This is a genomic window from Aurantivibrio plasticivorans (genome assembly GCF_055392955.1).
Window position 1 is genome coordinate 485,662 of the sequence record NZ_AP036020.1, and the last position, 23,056, is coordinate 508,717.

A 23,056-nucleotide genomic window follows, 5' to 3' on the forward strand; every position below is an offset into this window, starting at 1 on the left:
AATAGATAGAAAAATGGGAATCTTTGACTTCTTAGATCAAAAGACCAAGCCGGTCATCGGGATCGATATTAGCTCGACATCCGTCAAATTGCTGGAGCTTAGCCGCCAAGGTGACCGCTTCCGTGTGGAAAGCTACGCGGTTAAGCCTCTCCCACCTAATTCCGTTGTTGAAAAGAACATTAATGATGTCGAAGCAGTCTCCGATATCGTGCGCACGGTGGCTCAGACAGCAAAATCGAAAAATAAATCCGTCGCGGTTGCGGTTGCGGGTTCTGCTGTTATTACCAAGCTAATCGAAATGCAGGGCGGGCTCAGCGATGACGCCATGGAGACCATGATTAGTATGGAGGCGGATCAATACATTCCATATCCGCTTGAAGAGGTTGCAATTGATTTTGAGGTTCAGGGTGTTTCTGAGCGCAATCCGGACCAAGTCGATGTGCTGCTTGCTGCGTGTCGTCGTGAAAACGTGGATTTGCGGGTTGAAGTTATCGAGGCCGCAGGTCTGAATCCGGAAATCGTAGATGTTGAAGCGTATACCATGGAGCGCGCATATCAGCTAATTGAAGAGCAGCTTGAAGAGCAAGAAGATCAGGTGGTCGCTATCGTGGATGTCGGCTCGACCATGACCACACTCAGTGTGTTGGTAAATGGTAAGACTATTTACACCCGAGAACAGCTGTTTGGTGGTCGACAATTAACCGAGGAAATTCAGCGTCGCTATGGGCTGTCTGCCGAAGAGGCGGGTTTGGCGAAGAAGCAAGGCGGTCTCCCAGATGACTACGAGAGTGAGGTGTTAGAGCCGTTTAAAGATGCTGTAGTGCAGCAGGTTACTCGCTCATTGCAATTTTTCTTTTCGTCGAGCCAGTACAATGATGTGGATCATATCGTCTTGGCTGGTGGCGTTGCTTCGCTGGAAGGTTTGTCAGACCTAATTGAAGAAAAATTAGGAACGCAAACCGTTGTTGCTAACCCCTTCGCGAATATGTCTGTTGCTCCCAAAGTAAACACTGTAGCGCTTGCCAATGACGCGCCGGCTTTGATGATTGCAACCGGCCTGGCGATGAGGAGTTTTGAATAATGGCGAATATCAACCTCCTCCCTTGGCGCGACGCAAAGCGCCAGGAGAAGAAAAAAGAATTTTTCACCGTGCTGGGTGGCTTTGCAATCCTTGGTGTGCTTTGTGCCTACGTTTGGATAAGTGCGGTGCAAGGCACCATCGATAACCAGAATAGTCGCAACAAAATGTTGCAATCGGAGATTGATGCGTTGCAGAAGCAGGTGGCAGAAATTCAGGAGCTGAAAAAGCGCCGTGCAGAGCTTCTGGAGCGAATGAAGGTAATTCAAGATCTTCAAGGCACTCGTCCCGTTATTGTTCGTTACTTTGATGAATTGGTTCGTGCAGTACCCGAGGGTGTGTATCTGACGAAACTGTCTAGGGGCAAGAATAAGCTTAGTATTGAGGGGGCAGCAGAGTCTCTTAATCGAATATCTTCGCTAATGAGGAACTTGGAAAACTCAGATTGGTTCAACGGTGCAAATATGTCGAAGATTGATGAAGCGTCAGGCGCAGACTCGGGCTCGACAATTCAACGATTTACCATGACCGTAAATACTACATCACCGCGAAAAGAAGGTGAAGACGAAGAGGGTAATGGCTAATGGCTTGGAAAGATACTCTCGAAGAAATTCAAAATATTGATCTTGGCGACGTAGAGCGTATTGGCGTCTGGCCGATTGCAGTTCGGGCTGCGATCTGGGTCGCAGCGTTCGTGGTTCTGATCGCAGGCGCTTATTTCATGTTTGTAAAAGATATGAATGACAAGCTGCAGTCTGCAGAAAATAAAGAGTCTCAATTACGTAGTACTTTTGAGAAAAAAGCCTTTGAGGCTTCAAATCTGGATGATTATCGAAAGCAGATGGTTGCAATGGAGGAAGCTTTTAAAGGCTTGGTTTCCCAGCTTCCAAGTGATACGGAAGTTCCCGGCTTACTCGAAGACATTGAAGAGCGTGGTGAGGCTACAGGTCTAAATTTAAATAGCACCACGTTTAAGTCTGAAAGAGCTGCAGAATTCTATGTTGAGCTTCCTATTGAAGTGAAAGTACAAGGAAGCTATCACGATTTAGGCAGTTTTGTTAGTGCTATCGCTGGAATGCCAAGAATCGTTACCTTACATGATTTCACTATTAGTGGCTCTAGCTCCGGGCGTGGCTTGGATATGACAATCCTTGCGAAAACTTATCGATATAAAAGTCAGGACGAATAACTATGAGGTGGCGGCGCATTCTTATCATCGGCCTATCACTTTCGTTGGTGGGTTGTATGGGGGGGGATAATCAAGACCTCACCGATTTTATTAATGAAACTAAACGGCGACCTAAAGGGCAAATCGAGCCAATGCCCACTTTTACGCCGTATCAGGCTTTTACCTATAGTGCTGCTCGGTTGCGCAACCCCTTTGAGCAAATCGTTGAAGAGCAGAAAAATATTATCGTGGGATCTAGTGACAACGTAAAGCCTGATTTTAATCGCCCTAAAGAATTGCTCGAGAACTACAATTTCGCATCGCTCTCGATGGTGGGGACGATCGAGAAGGATAAGACCCTCTGGGCTCTCGTGGATGACGGTGAAGGTCAAATTCATATGGTTAAAAACGGCAACTATCTTGGGAAAAACCATGGGCGTATTGTGGCGTCTTCAAACACCAAGATCGATATTATCGAAATTGTTACCGATGGCTTAGACGGCTGGGTTGAGCGTCCTCGGTCATTGCAACTGAAAGAAAAGGAATAAGCGGTTATGTTGACCAAATACTTTATTAAAAATAAAGCCTTCCTAAAAAGCTTTGTGCTGTTGCTTGGTTTATTTGGGGCCGTTGCCGTTTATTCAAACGCCATCAATGATATCAGCTTTGCAGCTTTACCTGGAGACCGCTTTGAAGTCCGCTTAACTTTTAGTGATGAGCCTCCGGAGGTGGAGCATTATTCCATTGAGCAGCCTGCGAGAATTGTTGTCGATTTTCCTGGCGCTGAAAGTGCGTTAAAAGAAAAACGACACAGCCTTTCAATGCCGAACGCCCAAAGCGCAATGGTTCTTGGTGGTGAAAATAGAACTCGACTAATTTTGAATTTGGATGAGCTGTCCAATTATACAATGTCCACCGAAGGTAATGATTTTGTTTTGGAAGTGGGGCAAGCTCAAGTGGCGGCCTCAACCCGATCCTCCGACGTCGCTAAACCGGCAGTTACTCAGAGATCTTCCTCCAGTCAGGGGCTGGAGCGTCGCAATGAAGCTGCTTTTGAAGCGAAAAGTAACAGTGGTATTACAGGTATTGACTTTCGTCGTGGAGCTGACGGAGAGGGAAAAATTGTTGTTTCGTTATCGAACCCTAATACTAATGTTGATATGGAGCAAATTCGGGGGGCAATTGAGTTAACCTTTGATGGCGCCCAGCTGCCTTCGGATTTGGCGAACCGCTATGACGTCATCGACTTTGCAACGCCGGTACAATTTGTAGATGCTGAAAGTGAACGCTCTGGAGCTATTATTCGCATTGAAGCAACCGGTGAGTATGATTATTTGGCATATCAGACCGATGAAGAATATGTAATTAGTATTAAGCCGCTTACTCAAAAGGAAATTGAACTAAGGAATGAAAAGTTCAAATATACAGGTGAGCGATTATCCTTAAACTTTCAGGATATCCCCATACGTTCTGTGTTACAGATTATTGCCGATATCACGGATTTGAATTTAGTTACAAGTGATACAGTGTCCGGAAATATCGCTCTCCGGCTGGATAATGTTCCTTGGGATCAGGCTCTTGAGTTGGTGCTAAAGACTAAGGGCCTAGATAGCCGTCAGATTGGCAACGTGTTGATGGTGGCGCCTGCTGCAGAAATTGCAGAGCGTGAGCGTCAAGAGCTCGAAACCTTAAAGCAGTTAGAGGAGCTTGCTCCGTTGCGAACCGAATACATACGCATTCGTTACGCAAATGCTGTTGATTTGTTTAATTTGTTTAAAGACTCGGATAGTGGTGGCGGTAGTAGTGGTGAAGATGGCAATGCTACTGGCTCGATTTTGTCCGAGCGTGGGCAGGCAATTGTTGATGAGAGAACTAATTCAATTATTCTCACGGATACGCAAGACAAGATAAACAATTTTAGAGAGCTGGTTGAGCAAATTGATATTCCGGTTAGCCAAGTGATGATTGAGGCCCGAATTGTTATCGCAAACACAGACTTTCGCGAAGAGCTAGGTGTTAGATGGGGCGGGGTTGGTTATAACGAAGGTAGTGACGGTAATCATGTTGCTTTCGCTGGTAGTCATGAAGCCCTGGACTCAGATCCCGGTGCGCCTTCGGAATTTTTTAATGGCGGGACCACAGATATCGTTGAGGATTTGGTCGTGGATCTGGGTGTGGTAAATCCTGCGGGCTCATTTGCTTTCAGGGTGCTTCGTGAGGATGCTTTGCTTCTCGATCTGGAATTGTCGGCGCTAGAAAATACTGGTAATGCCGAGATCGTTTCTCAGCCTAAGGTCATTACCGGAGATAAGCAAGAAGCGGAAATTGTTAGTGGTACTGAAATCCCTTATCAAGAAGCCTCTGCGAGTGGTGCAACCTCAACCTCATTTAAAGAGGCTGTGTTAAAGCTCAATGTGACGCCCCAAATAACCCCAGATAACAATATCATTATGGATTTAGATATTTCCCAAGACTCAGTGGGTGAAATTGATTTGGCTAGTGGTATCCCGACTATTGATATCACTCAAATTGAAACCCAGGTGTTGGTCGCTAACGGCGAAACCGTAGTTTTAGGTGGTATATATCAAACAGAGCAGTCTCAGGGTGTCAACAAGGTACCGTTTTTGGGTGACATTCCATATTTAGGTCGCATGTTCCGCCAAGACGTCAAGCGAGAGCAAAAGCGCGAATTGCTGATATTTATCACTCCTCGCATTATGGCTGAGACACTCGTTCAATAACGTGGCTCGCAAAGTAGTTCTCGTCGGCCCTATGGGGTCCGGTAAATCGACTGTTGGAAAGGTAGTGGCAAATCTTTTGTCACTACCTTTTCTCGATATGGATCAGATCATCGAAGAGCGCACTGGTGCTGATATTTCGTGGATTTTTGATGTCGAAGGAGAGTCTGGTTTCCGCGATCGAGAGCAGCAGTTGTTGTCTGAGTTGCTTGATGCTCACGAGTCTTGTGTCATTGCCACAGGTGGTGGTGTGGTTGAGCGTGACGCGAATCGCAGCCTTCTTTCGGGACGTGGCGATGTTGTTTACCTCAATGCGTCACTTAGCCAGTTGGCTCAGCGTACAGCCAAGGACAAGAAGCGCCCGCTACTTCAAGTAAACCACCCCAAACAGCGCATTAAAGAGCTCTACCAGCGTAGAGACCCTTTGTATCGAGAAGTGGCAGACCATATTATTGACACCAATGCTGGTAACCCAAAAGCTGTAGCGCAGTCGATCGTCTCGTCTCTCAATTATTAGGAAGCAGAAATTGCTTTCCGGTATTTCCCTTACGCTTTTAATCCGTCGATGGCGCAATACGTTTTAAGCTGATCGCAAACGTCATACAATAGTCCTTCAAATTATTGTTTCAGTTTGTTGTATCGACTATGAATACCATCCATGTTTTTATCCCCGGTAAGTCTTATCCGATTTACATTGGCAGTGGCGTCCTTAATGAAATTCAGCGGTTACTTGATCCTGAGCTAAAACAAGCTTGCATTGTTACGAACCAAGCGGTGGCTTCGCTTTATTTGCCGCTGCTGGAAGCACAGTTCGCGGGCGCTGGACAGCAGACTAGTGTTCTGTTGCCTGACGGTGAACAATATAAAACCCTGGATACACTAAAGCTGATTTTTGATGCGTTGCTTCAAGATCATCATCATCGCACCACGACCTTGGTTGCACTGGGTGGAGGGGTAATTGGTGATATGACGGGATTTGCGGCAGCGAGCTACCAGCGCGGCGTGAACTTTATTCAGGTGCCAACCACCTTGCTTTCACAGGTGGATTCTTCGGTGGGCGGTAAGACTGGCGTTAACCACCCGTTGGGTAAGAACATGATTGGGGCCTTTCATCAGCCTCAGGCAGTTTTCATTGATACCGATGTGCTGAAAAGCTTACCTCCAAGGGAGTTGTCCGCAGGTATGGCTGAGGTTATCAAGTATGGCCTTATTGCAGATTCTGAGTTCTTTTGCTGGCTAGAAGAGCATATTGCCGAGTTAATGGCTCTCGAAGACAGTGCGTTGGTTCATGCAATTAGCCGGTCATGCGAAATAAAGGCTGACATAGTCGCTAAAGATGAAAGAGAGTCCGGTGTCCGAGCGTTTTTAAACCTAGGGCATACCTTCGGCCATGCAATCGAAACTGATCAAGGTTATGGGAATTGGTTGCACGGTGAAGCTGTTGCGGCTGGAATGGTCATGGCGATGGATCTTTCTTGTCGGTTAGGGTGGACAACCCAAGAGGATTTTAACCGTCTAGTCGCTCTATTGCGGGCAGCACATTTACCGGTGGTGCCGCCCAAGATGTCCGAGGATCGCTACTTGACGCTGATGTCGAAAGACAAAAAAGTGTTGGATGGCAAAATCCGCTTGGTCTTGCTCAAGTCACTTGGCGAGGCGTTGGTGACGGACGACTTTCCTTTGGATAAGCTGCGTGAGTGTTTAACGCGTGATTACGCAGCGGATCTTGCAGATTAATTGCGGCGCTCGCGCAAGGCCTGCGTCGTCAATCAGATAATTTGAGCCTGGGTGTCGTCATTTAAGTACACGATTGATTAGGCTATTATTGCTGCCAACGGTTAGAGCAATCACAGTAACTAGATACTTTTTCTCGCGAGTGCACTGTAGGCTACCACTATGCTAAATACCCAAGCACTTGAGCAGGGCGCTGTCGCTGACTATCTTGACCATTTTGGGCTTACAGAAGACCCATTTCTTGATCAAGGTGGCGAGCTGTTTGATGGTGCTAATCGGCGGGATCAGTTTGAGCAGCTCATCCATCTGAGCCAGTTTAGTACCAGTGTCCTTGCCGTTGTGGGCGAGCGAGGCATGGGTAAGTCAGTTTTTAAGCGAGAGCTATTAGCGAGAATCGACGAAAGCGAGATTGTGGTCGATATGTCGGCCCCGGTACTTAATGATCCTCGTCAGCTTCTAATAGACATCGCGCAAGCCTTTAACCTTCCCTCTGTTTCTTCTATTCCTGACGGTGAGCCAGGCCAAATCATTGATCATTTGGTTGAATTGATTGGCCACTATGGTGCGGCCGCAGAGGATGATGATCCGCTTAAGATTCTTATTATCGATGAAGCACACCAGCTTGATGAACAAAGTCTTTCGGCGTTAATGCGTATTGCGCAATATCAAGACGAAGATCATCGCTGCCTGCATCTCATCTTGTTCGGCGAAAACATGTTCGGTGTTCGGCTAGTTCAGTGCGCAAAGTCGGATCAGATGGTGCAAGTGTTTCATCTGGAAACTTTAAGCCGAGAGGATCTGCGGGCATATTTGCGTTTTCGTCTCGATTTGGCTGGGTTCTCAGGGATCTTTCCGTTTAGTGATGACGATATAAGCTTTCTCCATGATGTGTCGCAAGGTATACCTAGCGCTGTTCACGAGCCTGCGAGAGAGATCTTAATTGAAATGGTGTTGCCTGAGCCGGAAGCGCGCAGGCTTGGTCTGCCGTTACCGCATATGGCTATTATTGTTGTGTTGGCCGCTGGGCTGTTGTTAATTTTACTGTTGAGCTCATCTGGTGATGATGAGCCAGCTGTGATCCCGTTGGCTGTAGATCACAACTCTGGAAATAAAACCTTGTCCCAGCTTGGGGAGCGGACGGCGGGTGACGCCGCGGATACTCGAGACCAGGAAGAGTCAGCGTCTGTTGAAGACCCTGATGAAGCGCTAGTCGAGCCTCTTGAGCTGGTTGCCGAGAAAGCTGAAGTAGAGAGTGAGCGTACGGTTATCGCGAAGCCTGTGTTACCCGTTGTGTCGGGGGGCGCAAATAGCGTCGCAGTTGCGCCTAAAGAGGATCCGAGTAAACCTATGGAGAGGGTGCTGGCGGAGGAAGAGGGGCTGGTTGCTGAATCTGCTGCCGCATTACCGGATTCCAGCAGTCAGCCTACTGCCGAGGCTATGCCCGACCTGAAAGATGAGCCGCCCGCGCAACCATTTGGTATTGAAGCGGCGATGCTCGCCGATGCTGAGGCGGAGTTGTTTACGATTGACGAGAGACGTTTGCTGGATACGCCAGCAGATAAATATACGTTGCAAGTGCTATCGGGAACTGTGCGTGAGGCCGTTGACGATTACATTGTGCGTCAGCCCAATCGCTCGCAACTCCGAGTTTATTCCGCGAAGCGCAATGACCGGGTTGTTTATATTGTTGTGGCCGGTGTTTTCTCTTCGCTAGATCTGGCTCGCCAGGCGATAAATCAGCTGCCTGATGTGCAGCGTAAAGCTGGCGCATGGCCGCGCCAAATGGGGTCTATTCACAAAGATATTAATGGATTTAAAAGAAATATCTGACCTGACCGTCAATGGGTGGCCTGGTCCTGCGTTATAGCGGGAAAATAGTCGTCTGAAACCCAAATGTCGCATAAATTGGCTAGCATGTAGAGACTCTAGCAAGCCCTAATGTGTCGCAGGTATCGTAAGTTACCGATATTTAAAGGATTTCTTGGCTCTTGCCAAGCTGGTCGCCAGCAGGTAATATCTGCCGCCCATTCAAAACCAAGCCCCTCCCTAAGGGGCTTTTTTGTCTGGGGATGGGGGTTTTGACCTCCAAACAGACCGATCACCAAAGGATCGCGATAGATGTTCGCAGTTGGCATTAAAGTTGCCACTGTATCGCACCTGCGTTTCTTTCATGCCATGCGTCGCGACGCTTTTAGCTACTAATCCGGTTGATCGCTGACGCTGTGATGATGATTTTGTCGCAGCGGCTATGAATGAACTCCAGACTAACCCTGGGAAGTACACTGCCTATGACTACTGGCTTATACAGCGTTGATGAATTTAAAGACAATTGCGGGTTTGGTTTAATCGCCCATTTGCGAGGCGAGCCGAGCCATAAACTTTTGTCCACAGCCATTGAGGCACTCACTTGCATGACTCACCGTGGTGCAATTGGTGCTGATGGTAAAACCGGTGATGGGTGTGGATTGCTGCTGCAAAAGCCGGATAGCTTTTTTCGAACAGTCTTAAAAGACGAGCAGGGCGTTGAGTTATCGGCGAGCTATGGTGTGGGTAGCATCATGCTCAGCATCGATGAGAGTAAAGCCGCCAGGTCACGTGAAGTACTTGGTGAAGAACTGGCAGCGCAAGGTCTTGAAGTCGCCGCGTGGCGCCAGGTGCCTACCGACAATGCAATCCTCGGTGAGATTGCGAAGACAACGTTGCCCCAGTTTTATCAGGTTTTTATCAATACCAGCGAAGCTAGCGAAAGTAAGTTAGCGTCCAGGCTATTTATTGCTCGCCGTAAAGCCGAGTTGCGTCTTGCCGAAGATCAAGATTTTTATGTTGCCAGCTTGAGCGCCAAAGTGGTGTCCTATAAAGGTTTGGTAATGCCAGTTGATCTGCCGAAGTTCTTTTTGGATTTGGCAGATGAGCGCCTAGAGACAGGTATCTGTGTATTCCATCAGCGCTTTTCAACTAACACGATGCCACGCTGGCCGTTGGCTCAGCCATTCCGCTTGCTGGCGCATAACGGCGAAATCAACACCATTATGGGTAACCGTAACTGGTCTGTAGCGCGTACGCCAAAGTTTCAAACGGATCTGCTGCCTGACCTTCAGGACGTTTCTCCTATTGTTAACCGAACCGGTTCTGACTCCTCCAGCTTAGATAACATGCTTGAAGTGCTACTGACAGGTGGCATGGAGTTGTATCGAGCCATCCGTATGCTCGTGCCGCCAGCTTGGCAAAATGTTGAACATATGGATCCAGACCTCCGTGCGTTCTACGAATTTAACTCGAAGCACATTGAGCCGTGGGATGGTCCCGCAGGCTTGGTTATTACCGATGGCCGTTATGCAGTGTGTACACTCGATCGAAATGGTTTACGCCCATCGCGCTGGGTTATCACCAAAGATGACATCATTACCGTGGCTTCCGAGATTGGGGTCTACGACTATGATCCTGCTGACGTTGTGGCGAAAGGTCGTCTTGGTCCCGGTCAGATTCTTTCGGTAGATACCGAAACCGGAGAGCTGCTGCACACGAGTGATATCGACGAAGTGTTGAAGTCTGGCAATCCCTATCGCGAGTGGTTGGATAAAAATGCACTCCACGTCGAAGATGTTCTTCAGACAGAAGGTGGTGGCGATACCGGTGTGCCGGCGAACCTGCTTAACACCTACATGAAGATGTATCAGGCTTCCATGGAGGAGCGCTCTCAGGTCGTTATTCCACTTGCTGAGTCAGGCCAAGAGGCCACTGGCTCTATGGGTGATGACACGCCGATGGCTGTTTTGTCGCAACAGCAACGCCCCCTTTACGAATATTTCCGTCAGCAGTTTGCGCAAGTAACTAACCCGCCAATTGATCCGCTACGTGAAGCAATTGTGATGTCGCTGGAGACATGCCTAGGTAGGGAAGAGTCAGTATTTGAGCAGTTAGAGACTCACGCCAATCGCGTGATCTTAACCTCGCCACTGTTGTCACCACGTAAAGCTGACGCAGTTGAGCGTTTAGATCGCCCCGGTTACGAGAGCCGTAAATTCTCACTGCATTACGACCCAGCGACAACTGATTTGAAAAGCGCGATCGCAAAATTGGGCGATGAAGTTGTAGCTGCGGTTAAGAAAAATGTCGTAACGATTATCCTAAGCGATAAAGATTTAGCAGAAGGTCAATTACCCATTCATGCGCTACTTGCAGTAGGTGCTGTGCATCACCGTTTGGTGCATGAGGGTTTACGTTGTGAGGCCAACCTGATTGCCGAGACCGGTACTGCGCGAGATTCGCACCACGTGGCCACCTTAATTGGTATGGGTGCAACGGCGGTCTACCCTTATCTCAGTTATGCCATTATCGATGATCTAATTGCCACTGGTGAAATTAGTGTCGAGCAGGAAAAGGCCTATCTGAATTACCGCAAAGGTATCGACAAAGGTTTGATGAAAATCCTGTCTAAGATGGGTATTTCAACTGTCCAGTCTTATCGCGGTGCTCAGTTGTTTGAGGCAATCGGTCTTGACGATGAAATTGTTGATTTGTGTTTTACGGGTACGGCGAGTCGTATTCAAGGTGCGAGCTTCAACGATCTAGAATCCGATCAAAAAGAGCTGGCTGCTGTTGCGTGGGTTGCACGTAAACCTATCCATCCTGGTGGTCTGCTTAAGTTCGTCCATGGTCAGGAATATCACGCTTTTAACCCTGATGTGGTGCAAGCATTACACCGTGCGGTAATTAGTGGTGAGTATGCCGACTGGCGTGATTGCGCAACTTTAATCAACGAGCGCCCAGTGGCAACACTGCGTGATTTGTTGTCGTTACGAAACGACATTAAAGCAATTCCTCTGGATGAGGTGGAGCCAGTCTCAGAAATTGTGCGACGTTTTGATTCTGCAGCGATGTCATTAGGTGCTCTATCGCCTGAGGCACACGAAGCGCTTGCGGAAGCCATGAATACGTTAGGTGGCCGGTCCAACAGTGGTGAAGGTGGCGAAGATGTCGCGCGCTACGGCACTATTAAGTCTTCTAAAATTAAGCAGGTGGCTTCGGGACGCTTTGGTGTCACCCCGCATTATTTGGTTAACGCGGAAGTGTTGCAGATCAAAGTGGCGCAAGGTGCTAAACCCGGTGAGGGTGGTCAGCTACCTGGCGGAAAAGTCAATGAGCTAATTGCGCGCCTACGTTATTCTGTGCCTGGCGTGACATTGATATCGCCTCCACCTCATCATGATATTTATTCCATCGAAGACTTGGCGCAGTTAATTTACGACCTCAAGCAAGTCAACCCAGATGCGCTTGTCTCCGTAAAACTCGTATCGCGCCCAGGTGTGGGCACCATTGCAGCGGGTGTTGCGAAAGCCTACGCTGATTTAATTACTATCTCTGGTTACGACGGTGGTACTGCTGCGAGCCCGTTAACGTCAATTCGCTATGCTGGCTCGCCATGGGAGTTGGGGCTAAGCGAAACGCATCAAACCCTGCGTGCCAACGACCTGCGTGACAAAGTGCGTTTACAAACAGATGGCGGTTTGAAAACCGGTTTGGATGTAATTAAAGCGGCTATTTTGGGTGCAGAAAGCTTTGGCTTTGGAACTGCACCGATGGTCGCGTTAGGCTGTAAATACCTTCGTATTTGCCACTTGAATAACTGTGCTACAGGCGTTGCAACGCAAAATGATCAGTTGCGCGAAGATCATTACAAAGGCACGGTTCAAATGGCGATTAATTTCTTCCGCTTTGTCGCAGAAGAAACTCGTGAATTGATGGCGTCTTTAGGTGTGCGTAAACTCGACGATCTCATTGGTCGAGTCGATTTGCTTGCACCCATTTCCGGTGCAACCAGTAAGCAACAAAGGCTAGACCTATCTCCCATCGTTTATAGCGATGAGTTTCTTGAGTCCAAGCCTCAGATCTGTCAGTTGCCGCAAAATACCCCGTACGATAAGGGGCTCTTAGCAGAGCGAATGGTAGCGGATATGTTGTCAGCGATTGAAAATAAAGCGGGCGGCACTTTCCGTTACGATATCACCAATTGCGATCGTTCCATCGGTGCGCGCTTGAGTGGTGAAATCGCGAAGCGTCACGGCAACCTTGGTATGTGTGACAAGCCAGTCCGACTTGAATTAAAAGGCGTTGCTGGTCAAAGCTTGGGTGTATGGAATGCAGGTGGATTGGATATTTATCTTGAAGGTGATGCCAACGACTACGTCGGTAAAGGTATGGCAGGGGGTAAAATTGTAATTCGACCACCAGCCGGTTCTTCATTTAAATCTCAAGACACCAGTATCATTGGTAACACCTGCCTGTATGGCGCTACAGGTGGTAAATTGTTTGCTGCTGGAAGCGCGGGGGAGCGTTGCGGTGTTCGCAACTCCGGTGCGCATGTGGTGGTTGAGGGTGCAGGTGACCACTGTTGCGAATATATGACGGGTGGACTGGTTACCGTTCTTGGTGATTGTGGCGTTAATTTCGGTGCCGGCATGACGGGTGGGTTCGCGTACGTGCTAGATCAGTCGAATACGTTTGCCGACAAAATAAATCATGAATTGATTGATAGTCATCGTATTGATGGTGAAGCGTTAAGTGATCACCAAAATTATTTGCGCAGTGTTATTGAAGAGTTTGTTGCTGAAACCGGCAGCGCTTGGGGTCAAGAAATTCTTGATAACTTCCGCGCGTGGATTGGCAAGTTCTGGCTAGTAAAACCTAAGGCCGCGAGCCTTGAATCTTTATTGGCGACAATAACCACGCGTTGTGAATAATTCAGCACTAGCGATTTGCTGAGGCAACGACTCATTTGCAAAAACGCCACCAACTGAGGCGTGTTTTGAGAACAGAGATATGAGCAAGAAATCAAAAAATGTTTTTCAATTCCTTGATCAAGGGAGGCAAGACCCGTCGAAGAAGTCGATGGACTTGCGCACGACGCAATTCGTAGAAATCTACGAACCATTCTCCGAAACGCAAGCCGCCGATCAATCTGAACGGTGTTTAGAGTGCGGCAACCCCTATTGCGAATGGAAATGTCCTGTTCACAATTACATTCCAAACTGGTTGAAGCTGATTGCGGAAGGCCACGTGATGGAAGCGGTTGAGCTTTGTCATCAAACCAACACGCTACCCGAGGTGTGTGGTCGAGTATGTCCTCAGGATCGTTTGTGTGAGGGCGCGTGTACCTTGAATGACGGTTTTGGCGCGGTAACCATTGGTAATGCTGAAAAATATATTACTGATACTGCGTTTGCTATGGGCTGGAAGCCAGACTTGTCGAGTCGCGTTTGGACCGATAAAAAGGTAGCGGTGATTGGTGCTGGTCCTGCAGGTTTGGGTTGTGCGGATATTCTGGTGCGTAATGGTGTGAAGCCCGTTGTGTTTGACCGATATCCTGAAATAGGTGGTTTGCTCACGTTTGGTATCCCTGAGTTTAAATTAGAAAAGTCCGTGATGGTAAAACGTCGAGAGATTTTTACCGAGATGGGTATTGAATTCAGGCTAAATACTGACATCGGCAAAGACGTCTCTATGGCTGAGCTACTCGACGAGTATGATGCTGTGTTCATGGGTATGGGTACTTACACCTACATGAAAGGTGGTTTTCCTGGAGAAGACTTACCCGGAGTCTACGACGCGCTGCCATTTCTTATTGCTAACGTAAATCGTAACCTCGGTTTCGAAAAAGACCCCGCCGATTTTATTTCAGTCAAAGATAAAAAAGTCGTCGTCCTGGGTGGCGGTGACACGGCGATGGATTGTGTTCGCACGTCCATTCGTCAAGGTGCAAAAGAAGTGACTTGTGCCTATCGTCGCGATGAAGAAAATATGCCTGGGTCGCGCCGTGAGGTTGCCAACGCCCGTGAAGAAGGTGTGAAATTCTTGTTTAACCGTCAGCCAGTTGCTATTGCCGGGAATGATAAGGTTGCGGGTGTAGAGTTAGTCACGACACAGTTAGGCGAGCCGGATGAAAACGGTCGTCGTCGCCCGGAGCCTATTGCAGGTAGTGAAGAAACGTTGGATGCAGATATCGTTTTGATTGCATTTGGTTTTCGCCCCAACCCTCAAGACTGGTATGCCGATAATAATATCGACATCAACGATTGGGGTGGCGTAGTCGCCGGTGAAGAACAGCAATTCCCTTTCCAGACCACTAACCCGAAAGTGTTTGCTGGTGGTGATATGGTGCGAGGTTCAGACTTAGTGGTAACCGCCATTTGGGAGGGGCGCCAGGCGGCAGAATCCATATTAGATTATCTGAAAGTATAAAAGCCTGAATAGGCAAAATAGAGCTTTAATTTTTCTCGATTAAAAACAGAGTTGTCTGGCGCATGACCGAATTAAAAAATGATCGTTTCCTAAAAGCTCTATTACGACAACCTGTAGACCGCACGCCTGTTTGGATGATGCGTCAAGCGGGCCGCTATCTCCCAGAGTATCGCGCTACGCGAGCGCAAGCGGGCGACTTTATGTCCCTCTGTATGAATCCAGAGTTGGCCTGTGAAGTCACCCTGCAGCCGCTAGAAAGGTATCCTCTTGATGCCGCCATTTTGTTTTCAGATATTCTGACAATTCCGGACGCCATGGGCTTAGGCCTCTATTTTGAAACGGGTGAAGGCCCCCGTTTCAGAAAGCCTGTGCGCACAGCGCAAGATATCGAAGCGCTCGATGTCATTAATACGGCAAAAGACTTGTCATACGTCACCGATGCGGTCAGCACAATCTATAAAGCGCTAGATGGTCGTGTACCGCTGATTGGTTTTTCTGGTAGCCCTTGGACTCTTGCGACCTACATGATTGAGGGTGGCTCTAGTAAAGATTTTCGACGAGCAAAGTCGATGCTATATAACCAGCCTGAAGTGCTGATGGAGCTGCTGAATAAGTTGGCCGATTCTGTTATCGATTATCTCAATGCACAAATTGAAGCGGGTGCTCAGGCGGTACAGATTTTTGATACATGGGGTGGTGCGCTATCCCATGATGCCTATCAGCGCTTCTCGTTGGCACCGATGGCTCGTATCATAGCCGGCTTGCACAAAGCATATCGTGGTCGTGAAATACCCGTTATTTTATTTACCAAAGGTGGCGGTCAATGGCTCGAGCGAATGGCCGACACTGGGGCAAGTGCATTGGGTATTGATTGGACCACGGATATTGGTCAGGCTCGCGCCAGAGTCGGCCAGCGAGTGGCGCTTCAAGGAAATATGGATCCGGCCGTTCTGTACAGTGAGCCGAGCAAAATCCGCGACGAAGTTGGTCGTATTTTGGCCAGTTTCGGGTCTGGCCCGGGGCATATTTTTAATCTGGGTCATGGCATAACCCCAGAGGTTGATCCAGCCAATGCTGGTGCCTTCATTGATGCCGTGGTTGAGCTATCTCCTGCTTATCACGATACTCACGCGCCTGAATAATCTCCTACATTCCAAAGCGTTATCTAAGTCTATTCATTATTCCATTCGGATTGCCTTGTGGGCTGCCCGTCGCGTCCTGGCCGTTCTGCAGTAGGCAGACGCGCCATTCTGTATTACATTAGACTGCTGGGAAAATGTGCGATCGGGTGAGTACTGCAGCTCGTCAGTAGAATTCTATCAAGTTATCGCAGTCTCAATGAATATGGTGGGTAGCATACTCATCTGGCAGGTGGACGGAGGCCATGGGTGTCTATTAAGCAGATAAAAGTCGATGTGAATGAGGTCGCGGTCGGCATGTTTGTGTCAGGCCTAGACCGGCCATGGTCGCAGACGCCTTTTCCGCTTCAAGGCTTTTACGTGCGTGACATGGAAGAAGTCAAAGAGCTGAAGTCTCACTGTAAGCATGTTTATATCGATGTGGTGAAAGGACGAGGTCCCGTTCAAACCAATCTCAAAAAAAGCTCCGCTGCTCAGAAGCCTAAATTCTTTACCCGTAATTCCAAAAATACCGCCGCTAAAATTGAAGTGGCGCCAATCAAAATCAAGCGTGATGTCTACTCAGAAAAAGAGCCTCTGAAGAAAGAAATTTCTAGGGCGCAGCAGTTACATCAACGCGTCTACCGTGCCGTATCGGAAGTCACTAAGCAGATTGAAGGCGGTGGCCATGTGCCGGTTGCTGATACAAAGCGCCTGGCTAGCGATATGGTTGATAGTATCATCCGAAACCCTGATGCCTTTAGTTGGTTGGCGCGGGTAAAGGAACTCGATGAGTACACCTACAGTCATGCAGTGCGTTCTGCAGTATGGGCAATTTTGTTTGGGCGACACGTTGGTTTGCCAAAGAAAGAATTGGATACACTGGCGGTAGGCGTACTGCTTAAGGATGTCGGCAAGGCTACCTTATCCAAAGACCTGATAATGAAAAAGCAGCGCAACTCATCGGAAGAGCTCGAGTATGAAAAATTTGTTGAAGCCGGTGTAAAAATATTGCGTGATACGCCAGGAATCGAGCCGCGAGTTATTTCTGTGGTAAAAACGCATCGCGAAAGGCTAAACGGTAGTGGTTATCCGCAGCACTTGCGGGGCGATAAAATTCCTTTACTGGGCAAGATTGCAGGCGTCGTTACATTTTATGACGAGACGACTAATCCGCGGGGAGAAAAATTTCCTCTGTCACCGTCGAAAGCTGTTGCTAAACTCTATGAGCTCCGTAACACTGAATTTCAGGAAGATTTGGTTGTTGAGTTTATCCGTGCTATCGGCCTATACCCAACCGGGACGCTGGTCGAATTAAGCACTGGTGAAGTTGGGGTTGTTGTAGAGCAAAATTTTGAGCGTCGATTAAAGCCAAAAATTATATTGGTGCTCGACTCGGTCAAAAATCCACTGCATAACCCAATCTTGTTGGATATGGCTGAAGATGAGCGCCGAAAACAAGAATTAATTGATAAAGGTAAAGCGACTCCTGCTGAAGTCGAAAAAATTGAAATTGCGCAGGATTTAGAACCAGGAACTTACGCCATCGACGTCGCACGTATTCGCGACGATTACATGTTTGCAGGTGGAATTCCTCGTGATAGTGATCAGCCTAAGAAAAAAGGATTGTTGTCATTGTTTGGTTTGAAGCGCGATTGGGATTAATCGCGCCGCATTCATTTCTCAATAGCGCCCTATCAGACGTTAATTAACGAGCCGAGTCGCTCTCCCATTCTTACCTTGCTGCCGGCTTGGAGCCCTTCTTGCCATTCCGCCATATCAGGCCCGAATAAAACAATTGCGGTTGAACCCAGTTTAAATAAACCCATCTCATCACCTTTGCTAAGCTGAATTTCTTCGTTGGTATTTGGGTATTCAATTGTCGTGATTTTCCGTGGGATTGGTGTCACTACACCGTGCCAGCTTGTTTCGATGCTGGCTACAATCATCGCACCTACCAACACGACCGCCATCGGCCCTGCGCTCGTATCAAATAGCGTCACCACGCGTTCATTGCGCGCAAATAAAGAGTCAATGGTTTGCGTCGTGGCATTGTTGACGGAAAAAAGTTTACCAGGGACATGGATCATGGTTTGTAGCTGTCCATCCATTGGCATATGAACGCGATGGTAATCTTTTGGCGATAAATATATGGTTGCAAATTTACCGCCAATAAATTGCTGGCTGATGTATTCATCGCCGCCGAGCAATGCTGTTAGGTCAAACTGCTTGCCTTTGGCTTGATAAAGTTGGCCGCCTTCTATGTCTCCCAGTTGACTAATAGTACCATCGGCAGGGCAAGCAACAGCGTCCATTTCTGAGCACAATGGTCTCGCTTGTGGTTGTAGCAAACGAGTGAAAAAAGCATTGAACGTTGGATAACTCCTTGGATTGGGTTCTTGAGCCTCGCTCATGTCCACCTTAAATGCTTTGATAAAAATTAAAATAAACGTGTTCTTGATGGGCCCCAAAGTGGAGTCTGCAAGGCTACCCATTAAGCGAGATAGCCATTGTTGCGGAACTAGATATTGTAAAAATGCGAAAATAAATTTCACTGATGTACCTGTGTATTATCTGAAAATTTAGAAGCCTTAATGATCTCTATGCTCGCTGCTACTCAACAGGCGTGAGTGGATCATTACCCCATTCCGACCACGATCCAGGATAGGCTTTGATATTTAGCCCAAGGGATTTGCCGACCAAGTAGGTCAGCCCAGACCGGTGGTGGCTATGACAATGTGTCGCGATTAATTTGTCTGCGGTAATCCCTTTGGCTTCAATATACGCTGCGACATCTTTTCGAATACGCAACCCTGCATTTTGATCCATTAACTCTGTCCACTCGCAATGCACAGCTTTGGGGATATGGCCATTACGCTGGGCGGTTTGGCGTTGACCAGAATATTCGTCGGCACTGCGAGCGTCCCATACCATAAAGTTGGGTTGTGCCAGTGCGGTCAAAATCTCATCTTTGTTGAGTATTGGTTCATGATGAATCGTGACGCTATTAGGCTGCGGTGCCGGCTTAGGAATGTCGGTTGTGAGCTCTAGGCCCGCCTGTTTCCAAGCGGTTAGACCGCCGTTTAAGTAAGAAGAGTGAGCGTGGCCGATGACGTCAAGCGTCCAGATAAAGCGGCCTGCCCAGCCGCCGCCCTCATCGTCGTAGGCGATAACATGGCTGTCCGGCGTTAGACCGATCCGAGTCATCACGCTGTTGAGGCGCTCAACTTCAGGAAGCTTGCCGGGGGCAGGCGGTACACCTAACACTATTTCTGCCGGTGAGACGTGAATAGCTCCAGGAATATGCCCACTCATGTAATTAGGCTCGCTGCATAGGTCTACGATGATAAGGTTGTCACTTTGGCTAGCGATGCTTTGCAGGTCTTCGGGCTCGATGATTAAGGAGAGTTGGCGGTCAGTCATAATCTGTCTTCGTTGTCTTCGTTGTCTTCGTTGTCTTCGTTGTCTTCGTTGTGTTCGGTGTGAAGAATTGTGCACCGCGGAAGGATAGCAGAAATTGTATGACTGATTGCATCGCTATTTGGGAATTAGGGCTGATTTGGAGTAACGATTGCTGCTATTCTCATATAAGTCTGCTGTTGGCCTTGGTGGCATTAGGTCGACTGCGGCTGTGATCGAATGTGTTCCCTAACGTGATAAGAAGGCGAGTTATGCAAAATGACAATAATTTAATATGGATCGACCTGGAAATGACCGGCCTCGAGCCGCAGCAGGATTCAATTATTGAAATCGCCACACTGGTCACTGATTCTGAGCTGAATATCCTTGCCGAGGGCCCTATCTATGCCATTCACCAGCCCGATAGTATTTTATTAGGAATGGATGAATGGAACACCAATCAACACGGTAGCTCGGGTTTAACGCAGCGTGTTCGAGACAGTCAAATTTCGACGCAGGAAGCGGAAAAACAAACCATCGCTTTTTTACAGCAGTGGGTTGCCGCGGGCAAGTCGCCGATGTGTGGCAACTCGATTTGTCAGGATCGTCGATTTCTGGCGCGAGAAATGCCAACACTAGAAGCGTTTTTCCATTACCGAAACCTTGATGTTAGCTCGATAAAGATTCTTGCCCAGCAGTGGCACCCAGACGTCGCCGCCGGGGTAAAAAAAGGTGGCAGTCATTTGGCGATGGATGATATCAAAGATTCTGTTGCTGAATTGCAGCACTACCGAGCCAACTTTTTTAAAATGCCTTAGCGGCCCGTTGAGTGTAAAACCAAAACAATTGAGCCTAGCGGCTATTGGTGTTGAGCAAGCGCCCAAACGACATGTTCTCTGACGAGTTTGGACGAGTGTTGACGTTTGTGTTCCAGTGCTTGCACAACCTCGGTGGTGCTGGGCGCATTTCCTAAAGCCACGGCAATATTGCGCAGCCATTTTTCGTAACCGATTCTGCGAATGGCTGAGCCAGCAAGGTTGTCTAGAAATTCTTGTTCGGTCCAATTAAATAACGTGACCAAATCGGCGCGATCTAGCCTATGTCGAGGTGCAAAATCGGGTTCCTGGCTGATGTGTGAAAACTTGTTCCATGGGCAAACCAGTTGGCAATCATCGCAGCCGTATATGCGATTGCCCATAAGCGCCCGAAGCTCTTCCGGTATGCTGCCATCATGCTCTATGGTGAGGTAAGAAATACACTTGCGAGCATCTAGCTGATAGGGGCCGATAAACGCGTTGGTGGGGCAAATATCGAGACAAGCACTGCAACTGCCACAGTGATTGGTGGCGGGTTCTTCACTTGCGGGTAAGGGGATATTTGTAAAAAGTTCACCAAGAAAAAACCAGCTACCTGTTTTCTCGTGGATTAACATCGTGTTTTTGCCAATCCATCCTAAGCGAGACTTTTCAGCGATTGCCCTTTCTAACACAGGCGCGCTATCAACGAAGGGCCTCTGCTGAACCTCACTGGCGACAGCATTGGCGATTTTGTCGGCGAGCTGTGCAAGTCGCTTGCGTATTAGCTTGTGGTAGTCACGTCCTAATGCGTATCGAGAAATATAGGCCTTCTCGGGTTGCTGTAAAAGCTCTACCGGGTTGTAGCCTTCCGGACGGTAATCCATGCGCACGGAGATTACCCGCAGCGTACCGGGGAGCAGTTCTTGCGGTCGCGAACGTTTTGTCCCATGGCTTTCCATCCATTGCATTGAACCGTGGTAGCCATTGTCTAACCAGTTTTCGAGGTGCGTTTCATGTACTTGTAAGTGAGTGTCGGCAATCCCTACGCCTTGAAAGCCCAATGCTTTAGCCCAGAGCGCAATTTGGTCGGCGAGTTGTTGAAGGTCAAAGGTGTTTTGCATAACTCTGCGTGCTTAAAAGATTGTGCGTATAATTGTGAAAAATTTTGTGGAAGTCTGTCACTCAATGACTCTACATCACACCACTAAATATACATGACGTCATAATGGTCGCCTTCCCATGACTGCTTCAGATTTGCCCGTTGTCGCTTATACCGCAGCGCAAGTGCGTGAGTTAGATAGAATCGCCATCGAAGAATTTGCTGTCCCCGGTATTGTACTGATGAAACGGGCGGGTCGCGCGGCTTTCGAGCAGCTATTGGCATATTGGCCAAAACCTGAAGCTATTACCGTTTTCTGCGGTGTCGGTAACAATGCTGGCGATGGCTATATCATCGCGGGATTGGCGGCACAGCAAAATTTCAATGTGAGGGTTGTGACTGTTGCTGAAACAGACAAGCTAACGGGTGATGCGCGGCTAGCCTTTGAGTTTGCGAAGCAGGCGTCGGTACCTATAGAACCATTTAGTGACGATACGTCGCTCGACGGCTTTGGCGTGGTTGTAGATGCGTTGCTAGGCACAGGTTTGAATGGCGAGGTTCGCAGTCGATATCAGCAAGCAATAGAGCTGATCAATCGTGGTCAGCAACCGGTTCTAGCGGTCGATATTCCATCGGGGCTGTGTGCGGACACCGGCAACGTATTAGGTTGTAGTGTTGTTGCCTCTGTTACCGTGACCTTCATCGGTTTGAAGCAGGGCTTGTTGACCGGAGACGCGGCAGATTATGTCGGCGATGTGCGATTCGATTCTCTGTCTGTACCGGACGATGTGTATAAGTCTCTTGTGCCTGCGGCGACCCGTTTAAGCTATAACAGTCTCTCAACTTTATTACCTCCCAGAGCGCGAGTTTCGCACAAAGGCCATTTTGGTCACGTATTAGTAGTGGGGGGGAATCATGGCATGGGTGGCGCAGCGTTGATGGCGGCGCAGGCTGCTGCCCGATGTGGGGCGGGGTTAATCAGCGTTGCTACTCAGCCGGAGCATGTATCGGCATTTCTAGCCCGTCAGCCTGAGATCATGGTGAAACCGACGGAAACGGTCGCTGATTTGGTTCGGTTGTTGAGCGCTGCATCGGTTGTGGTAGTCGGGCCAGGGTTGGGGCTAGACGAGTGGGCGCAACATTTTCTCTCTGCCATCATCAAATCCCCATTGCCCATGGTGATTGACGCCGATGGGTTGAACCTTATTGCCGAAGCGCCAGCGTTACTTGAACAGGCAAAAGGGGCAAAAACCATCGTGTTAACCCCTCATCCTGCGGAAGCTGCACGATTACTCGGGGTTGAGACGCAAGAAATTAACCGTGATCGATTTGCGGCAGCCGCTAAACTGGCGGCAAACTACAACGCAGCTGTCGTGTTGAAAGGCGCGGGAAGTGTTGTGGCCACTACACATGCGCTAACCGTGAGTGGCTATGGCAATCCCGGAATGGCTGGCGGTGGCATGGGGGATGTATTGAGTGGAGTGATTGGTGCATTGCTAGCACAACATTTGACGGCGTTTGATGCGGCCCAATTAGGCACCGTCGTTCATGGCCTAGCGGCTGATCGCGCTGCGGCGAACGGCGGAGAACGAGGGTTGCTGGCAACGGATCTTTTGCCTCATTTGCGCCAGTTGTTAAATGGCATGTGACATCTGCTGGGCGGATTACAAGATAGATAGAGTCGAGA

The 23,056-nt window shown here is 48.6% G+C and carries 17 protein-coding genes; 14 read left to right on the forward strand and 3 right to left on the reverse strand.

Going from position 1 to position 23,056, the window contains the following annotated elements; translation table 11 throughout:
• Window positions 1–13: 13 nt before the first annotated feature.
• The 12 genes from ACZ5NB_RS02230 (at window position 14) to ACZ5NB_RS02285 (ending at window position 17,739) form a co-directional block, all read left to right on the forward strand.
• Window positions 14–1,081, forward strand: coding sequence for a pilus assembly protein PilM (locus ACZ5NB_RS02230; RefSeq protein ID WP_460231222.1), 1,068 nt, complete (start codon window positions 14–16; stop codon window positions 1,079–1,081).
• Complete coding sequence (locus ACZ5NB_RS02235) at window positions 1,081–1,662, forward strand: PilN domain-containing protein (protein ID WP_460231223.1); 582 nt, start codon at window positions 1,081–1,083, stop codon at window positions 1,660–1,662. The genes ACZ5NB_RS02230 and ACZ5NB_RS02235 overlap by 1 nt, the downstream gene beginning before the upstream one ends.
• Complete coding sequence (locus ACZ5NB_RS02240; RefSeq protein ID WP_460231224.1) at window positions 1,662–2,267, forward strand: type IV pilus inner membrane component PilO; 606 nt, start codon at window positions 1,662–1,664, stop codon at window positions 2,265–2,267. Before ACZ5NB_RS02235 ends, ACZ5NB_RS02240 begins: the two co-directional genes overlap by 1 nt.
• Window positions 2,268–2,323: 56 nt before the next feature.
• Window positions 2,324–2,794 carry a pilus assembly protein PilP gene (locus tag ACZ5NB_RS02245; protein WP_464107824.1) on the forward strand — a complete coding sequence of 157 codons (471 nt, stop codon included), beginning with the start codon at window positions 2,324–2,326 and terminating at the stop codon, window positions 2,792–2,794.
• A 6-nt stretch (window positions 2,795–2,800) separates the two neighbouring features.
• A complete protein-coding gene (locus ACZ5NB_RS02250; RefSeq protein WP_460231226.1) occupies window positions 2,801–4,987 on the forward strand; it encodes a type IV pilus secretin PilQ in 2,187 nt (728 codons plus the stop codon).
• A 1-nt stretch (window position 4,988) separates the two neighbouring features.
• Window positions 4,989–5,501: a shikimate kinase AroK gene (gene aroK, locus ACZ5NB_RS02255; protein ID WP_460231227.1), complete on the forward strand. Its 513-nt coding sequence runs from the start codon at window positions 4,989–4,991 to the stop codon at window positions 5,499–5,501.
• A 128-nt stretch (window positions 5,502–5,629) separates the two neighbouring features.
• Window positions 5,630–6,721: a 3-dehydroquinate synthase gene (gene aroB / locus ACZ5NB_RS02260; RefSeq protein WP_460231228.1), complete on the forward strand. Its 1,092-nt coding sequence runs from the start codon at window positions 5,630–5,632 to the stop codon at window positions 6,719–6,721.
• Window positions 6,722–6,880: 159 nt separating this feature from the next.
• A complete protein-coding gene (locus tag ACZ5NB_RS02265; protein WP_460231229.1) occupies window positions 6,881–8,548 on the forward strand; it encodes an AAA family ATPase in 1,668 nt (555 codons plus the stop codon).
• A 458-nt stretch (window positions 8,549–9,006) separates the two neighbouring features.
• Window positions 9,007–13,458 carry a glutamate synthase large subunit gene (gltB, locus tag ACZ5NB_RS02270; protein ID WP_460231230.1) on the forward strand — a complete coding sequence of 1,484 codons (4,452 nt, stop codon included), beginning with the start codon at window positions 9,007–9,009 and terminating at the stop codon, window positions 13,456–13,458.
• Between the two features lie 79 nt (window positions 13,459–13,537).
• Entirely contained in the window at window positions 13,538–14,956 is a 1,419-nt protein-coding gene (locus tag ACZ5NB_RS02275; protein WP_460231231.1) for an FAD-dependent oxidoreductase, read from the forward strand.
• Window positions 14,957–15,018: 62 nt separating this feature from the next.
• Window positions 15,019–16,098 carry a uroporphyrinogen decarboxylase gene (gene hemE / locus ACZ5NB_RS02280; RefSeq protein ID WP_460231232.1) on the forward strand — a complete coding sequence of 360 codons (1,080 nt, stop codon included), beginning with the start codon at window positions 15,019–15,021 and terminating at the stop codon, window positions 16,096–16,098.
• A gap of 246 nt (window positions 16,099–16,344) precedes the next feature.
• Window positions 16,345–17,739, forward strand: coding sequence for an HD-GYP domain-containing protein (locus ACZ5NB_RS02285; protein ID WP_460231233.1), 1,395 nt, complete (start codon window positions 16,345–16,347; stop codon window positions 17,737–17,739).
• Window positions 17,740–17,771: 32 nt separating this feature from the next.
• Here ACZ5NB_RS02285 and asd read toward each other — a convergent pair whose 3' ends face one another.
• Entirely contained in the window at window positions 17,772–18,629 is an 858-nt protein-coding gene (gene asd, locus ACZ5NB_RS02290) for an archaetidylserine decarboxylase (protein ID WP_460231234.1), read from the reverse strand.
• Between the two features lie 58 nt (window positions 18,630–18,687).
• The gene (locus tag ACZ5NB_RS02295; RefSeq protein WP_460231235.1) at window positions 18,688–19,497 is read right to left on the reverse strand and encodes a sulfurtransferase; all 810 of its coding nucleotides are present in this window, start codon (window positions 19,495–19,497) and stop codon (window positions 18,688–18,690) included.
• 248 nt (window positions 19,498–19,745) lie between these two features.
• On the opposite strand from ACZ5NB_RS02295, the gene orn reads away from it, so the two are divergent.
• Window positions 19,746–20,291: an oligoribonuclease gene (gene orn / locus ACZ5NB_RS02300; RefSeq protein WP_460231236.1), complete on the forward strand. Its 546-nt coding sequence runs from the start codon at window positions 19,746–19,748 to the stop codon at window positions 20,289–20,291.
• Between the two features lie 41 nt (window positions 20,292–20,332).
• On the opposite strand, the gene queG is transcribed toward orn, so the two are convergent.
• On the reverse strand, window positions 20,333–21,391 hold the full coding sequence (gene queG, locus ACZ5NB_RS02305; protein ID WP_460231237.1) for a tRNA epoxyqueuosine(34) reductase QueG: 1,059 nt from the start codon (window positions 21,389–21,391) through the stop codon (window positions 20,333–20,335).
• Between the two features lie 118 nt (window positions 21,392–21,509).
• Here queG and ACZ5NB_RS02310 point away from each other — a divergent pair, with 118 nt between their 5' ends.
• Entirely contained in the window at window positions 21,510–23,018 is a 1,509-nt protein-coding gene (locus ACZ5NB_RS02310; protein ID WP_460231238.1) for an NAD(P)H-hydrate dehydratase, read from the forward strand.
• The last annotated feature ends 38 nt before the right edge of the window (window positions 23,019–23,056 follow it).

Excerpts from the sequence above, each read along its gene's own strand:
- ACZ5NB_RS02230 (WP_460231222.1), top strand. The coding sequence starts at position 14 with ATGGGAATCTTTGACTTCTTAGATCAAAAGACCAAGCCGGTCATCGGG.
- ACZ5NB_RS02235 (WP_460231223.1), top strand. The coding sequence starts at position 1,081 with ATGGCGAATATCAACCTCCTCCCTTGGCGCGACGCAAAGCGCCAGGAG.
- ACZ5NB_RS02240 (WP_460231224.1), top strand. The coding sequence starts at position 1,662 with ATGGCTTGGAAAGATACTCTCGAAGAAATTCAAAATATTGATCTTGGC.
- ACZ5NB_RS02245 (WP_464107824.1), top strand. The coding sequence starts at position 2,324 with ATGGGGGGGGATAATCAAGACCTCACCGATTTTATTAATGAAACTAAA.
- ACZ5NB_RS02250 (WP_460231226.1), top strand. The coding sequence starts at position 2,801 with ATGTTGACCAAATACTTTATTAAAAATAAAGCCTTCCTAAAAAGCTTT.
- aroB (WP_460231228.1), top strand. The coding sequence starts at position 5,630 with ATGAATACCATCCATGTTTTTATCCCCGGTAAGTCTTATCCGATTTAC.
- ACZ5NB_RS02265 (WP_460231229.1), top strand. The coding sequence starts at position 6,881 with ATGCTAAATACCCAAGCACTTGAGCAGGGCGCTGTCGCTGACTATCTT.
- gltB (WP_460231230.1), top strand. The coding sequence starts at position 9,007 with ATGACTACTGGCTTATACAGCGTTGATGAATTTAAAGACAATTGCGGG.
- ACZ5NB_RS02275 (WP_460231231.1), top strand. The coding sequence starts at position 13,538 with ATGAGCAAGAAATCAAAAAATGTTTTTCAATTCCTTGATCAAGGGAGG.
- hemE (WP_460231232.1), top strand. The coding sequence starts at position 15,019 with ATGACCGAATTAAAAAATGATCGTTTCCTAAAAGCTCTATTACGACAA.
- ACZ5NB_RS02295 (WP_460231235.1), bottom strand. The coding sequence starts at position 19,497 with ATGACTGACCGCCAACTCTCCTTAATCATCGAGCCCGAAGACCTGCAA.
- orn (WP_460231236.1), top strand. The coding sequence starts at position 19,746 with ATGCAAAATGACAATAATTTAATATGGATCGACCTGGAAATGACCGGC.
- queG (WP_460231237.1), bottom strand. The coding sequence starts at position 21,391 with ATGCAAAACACCTTTGACCTTCAACAACTCGCCGACCAAATTGCGCTC.
- ACZ5NB_RS02310 (WP_460231238.1), top strand. The coding sequence starts at position 21,510 with ATGACTGCTTCAGATTTGCCCGTTGTCGCTTATACCGCAGCGCAAGTG.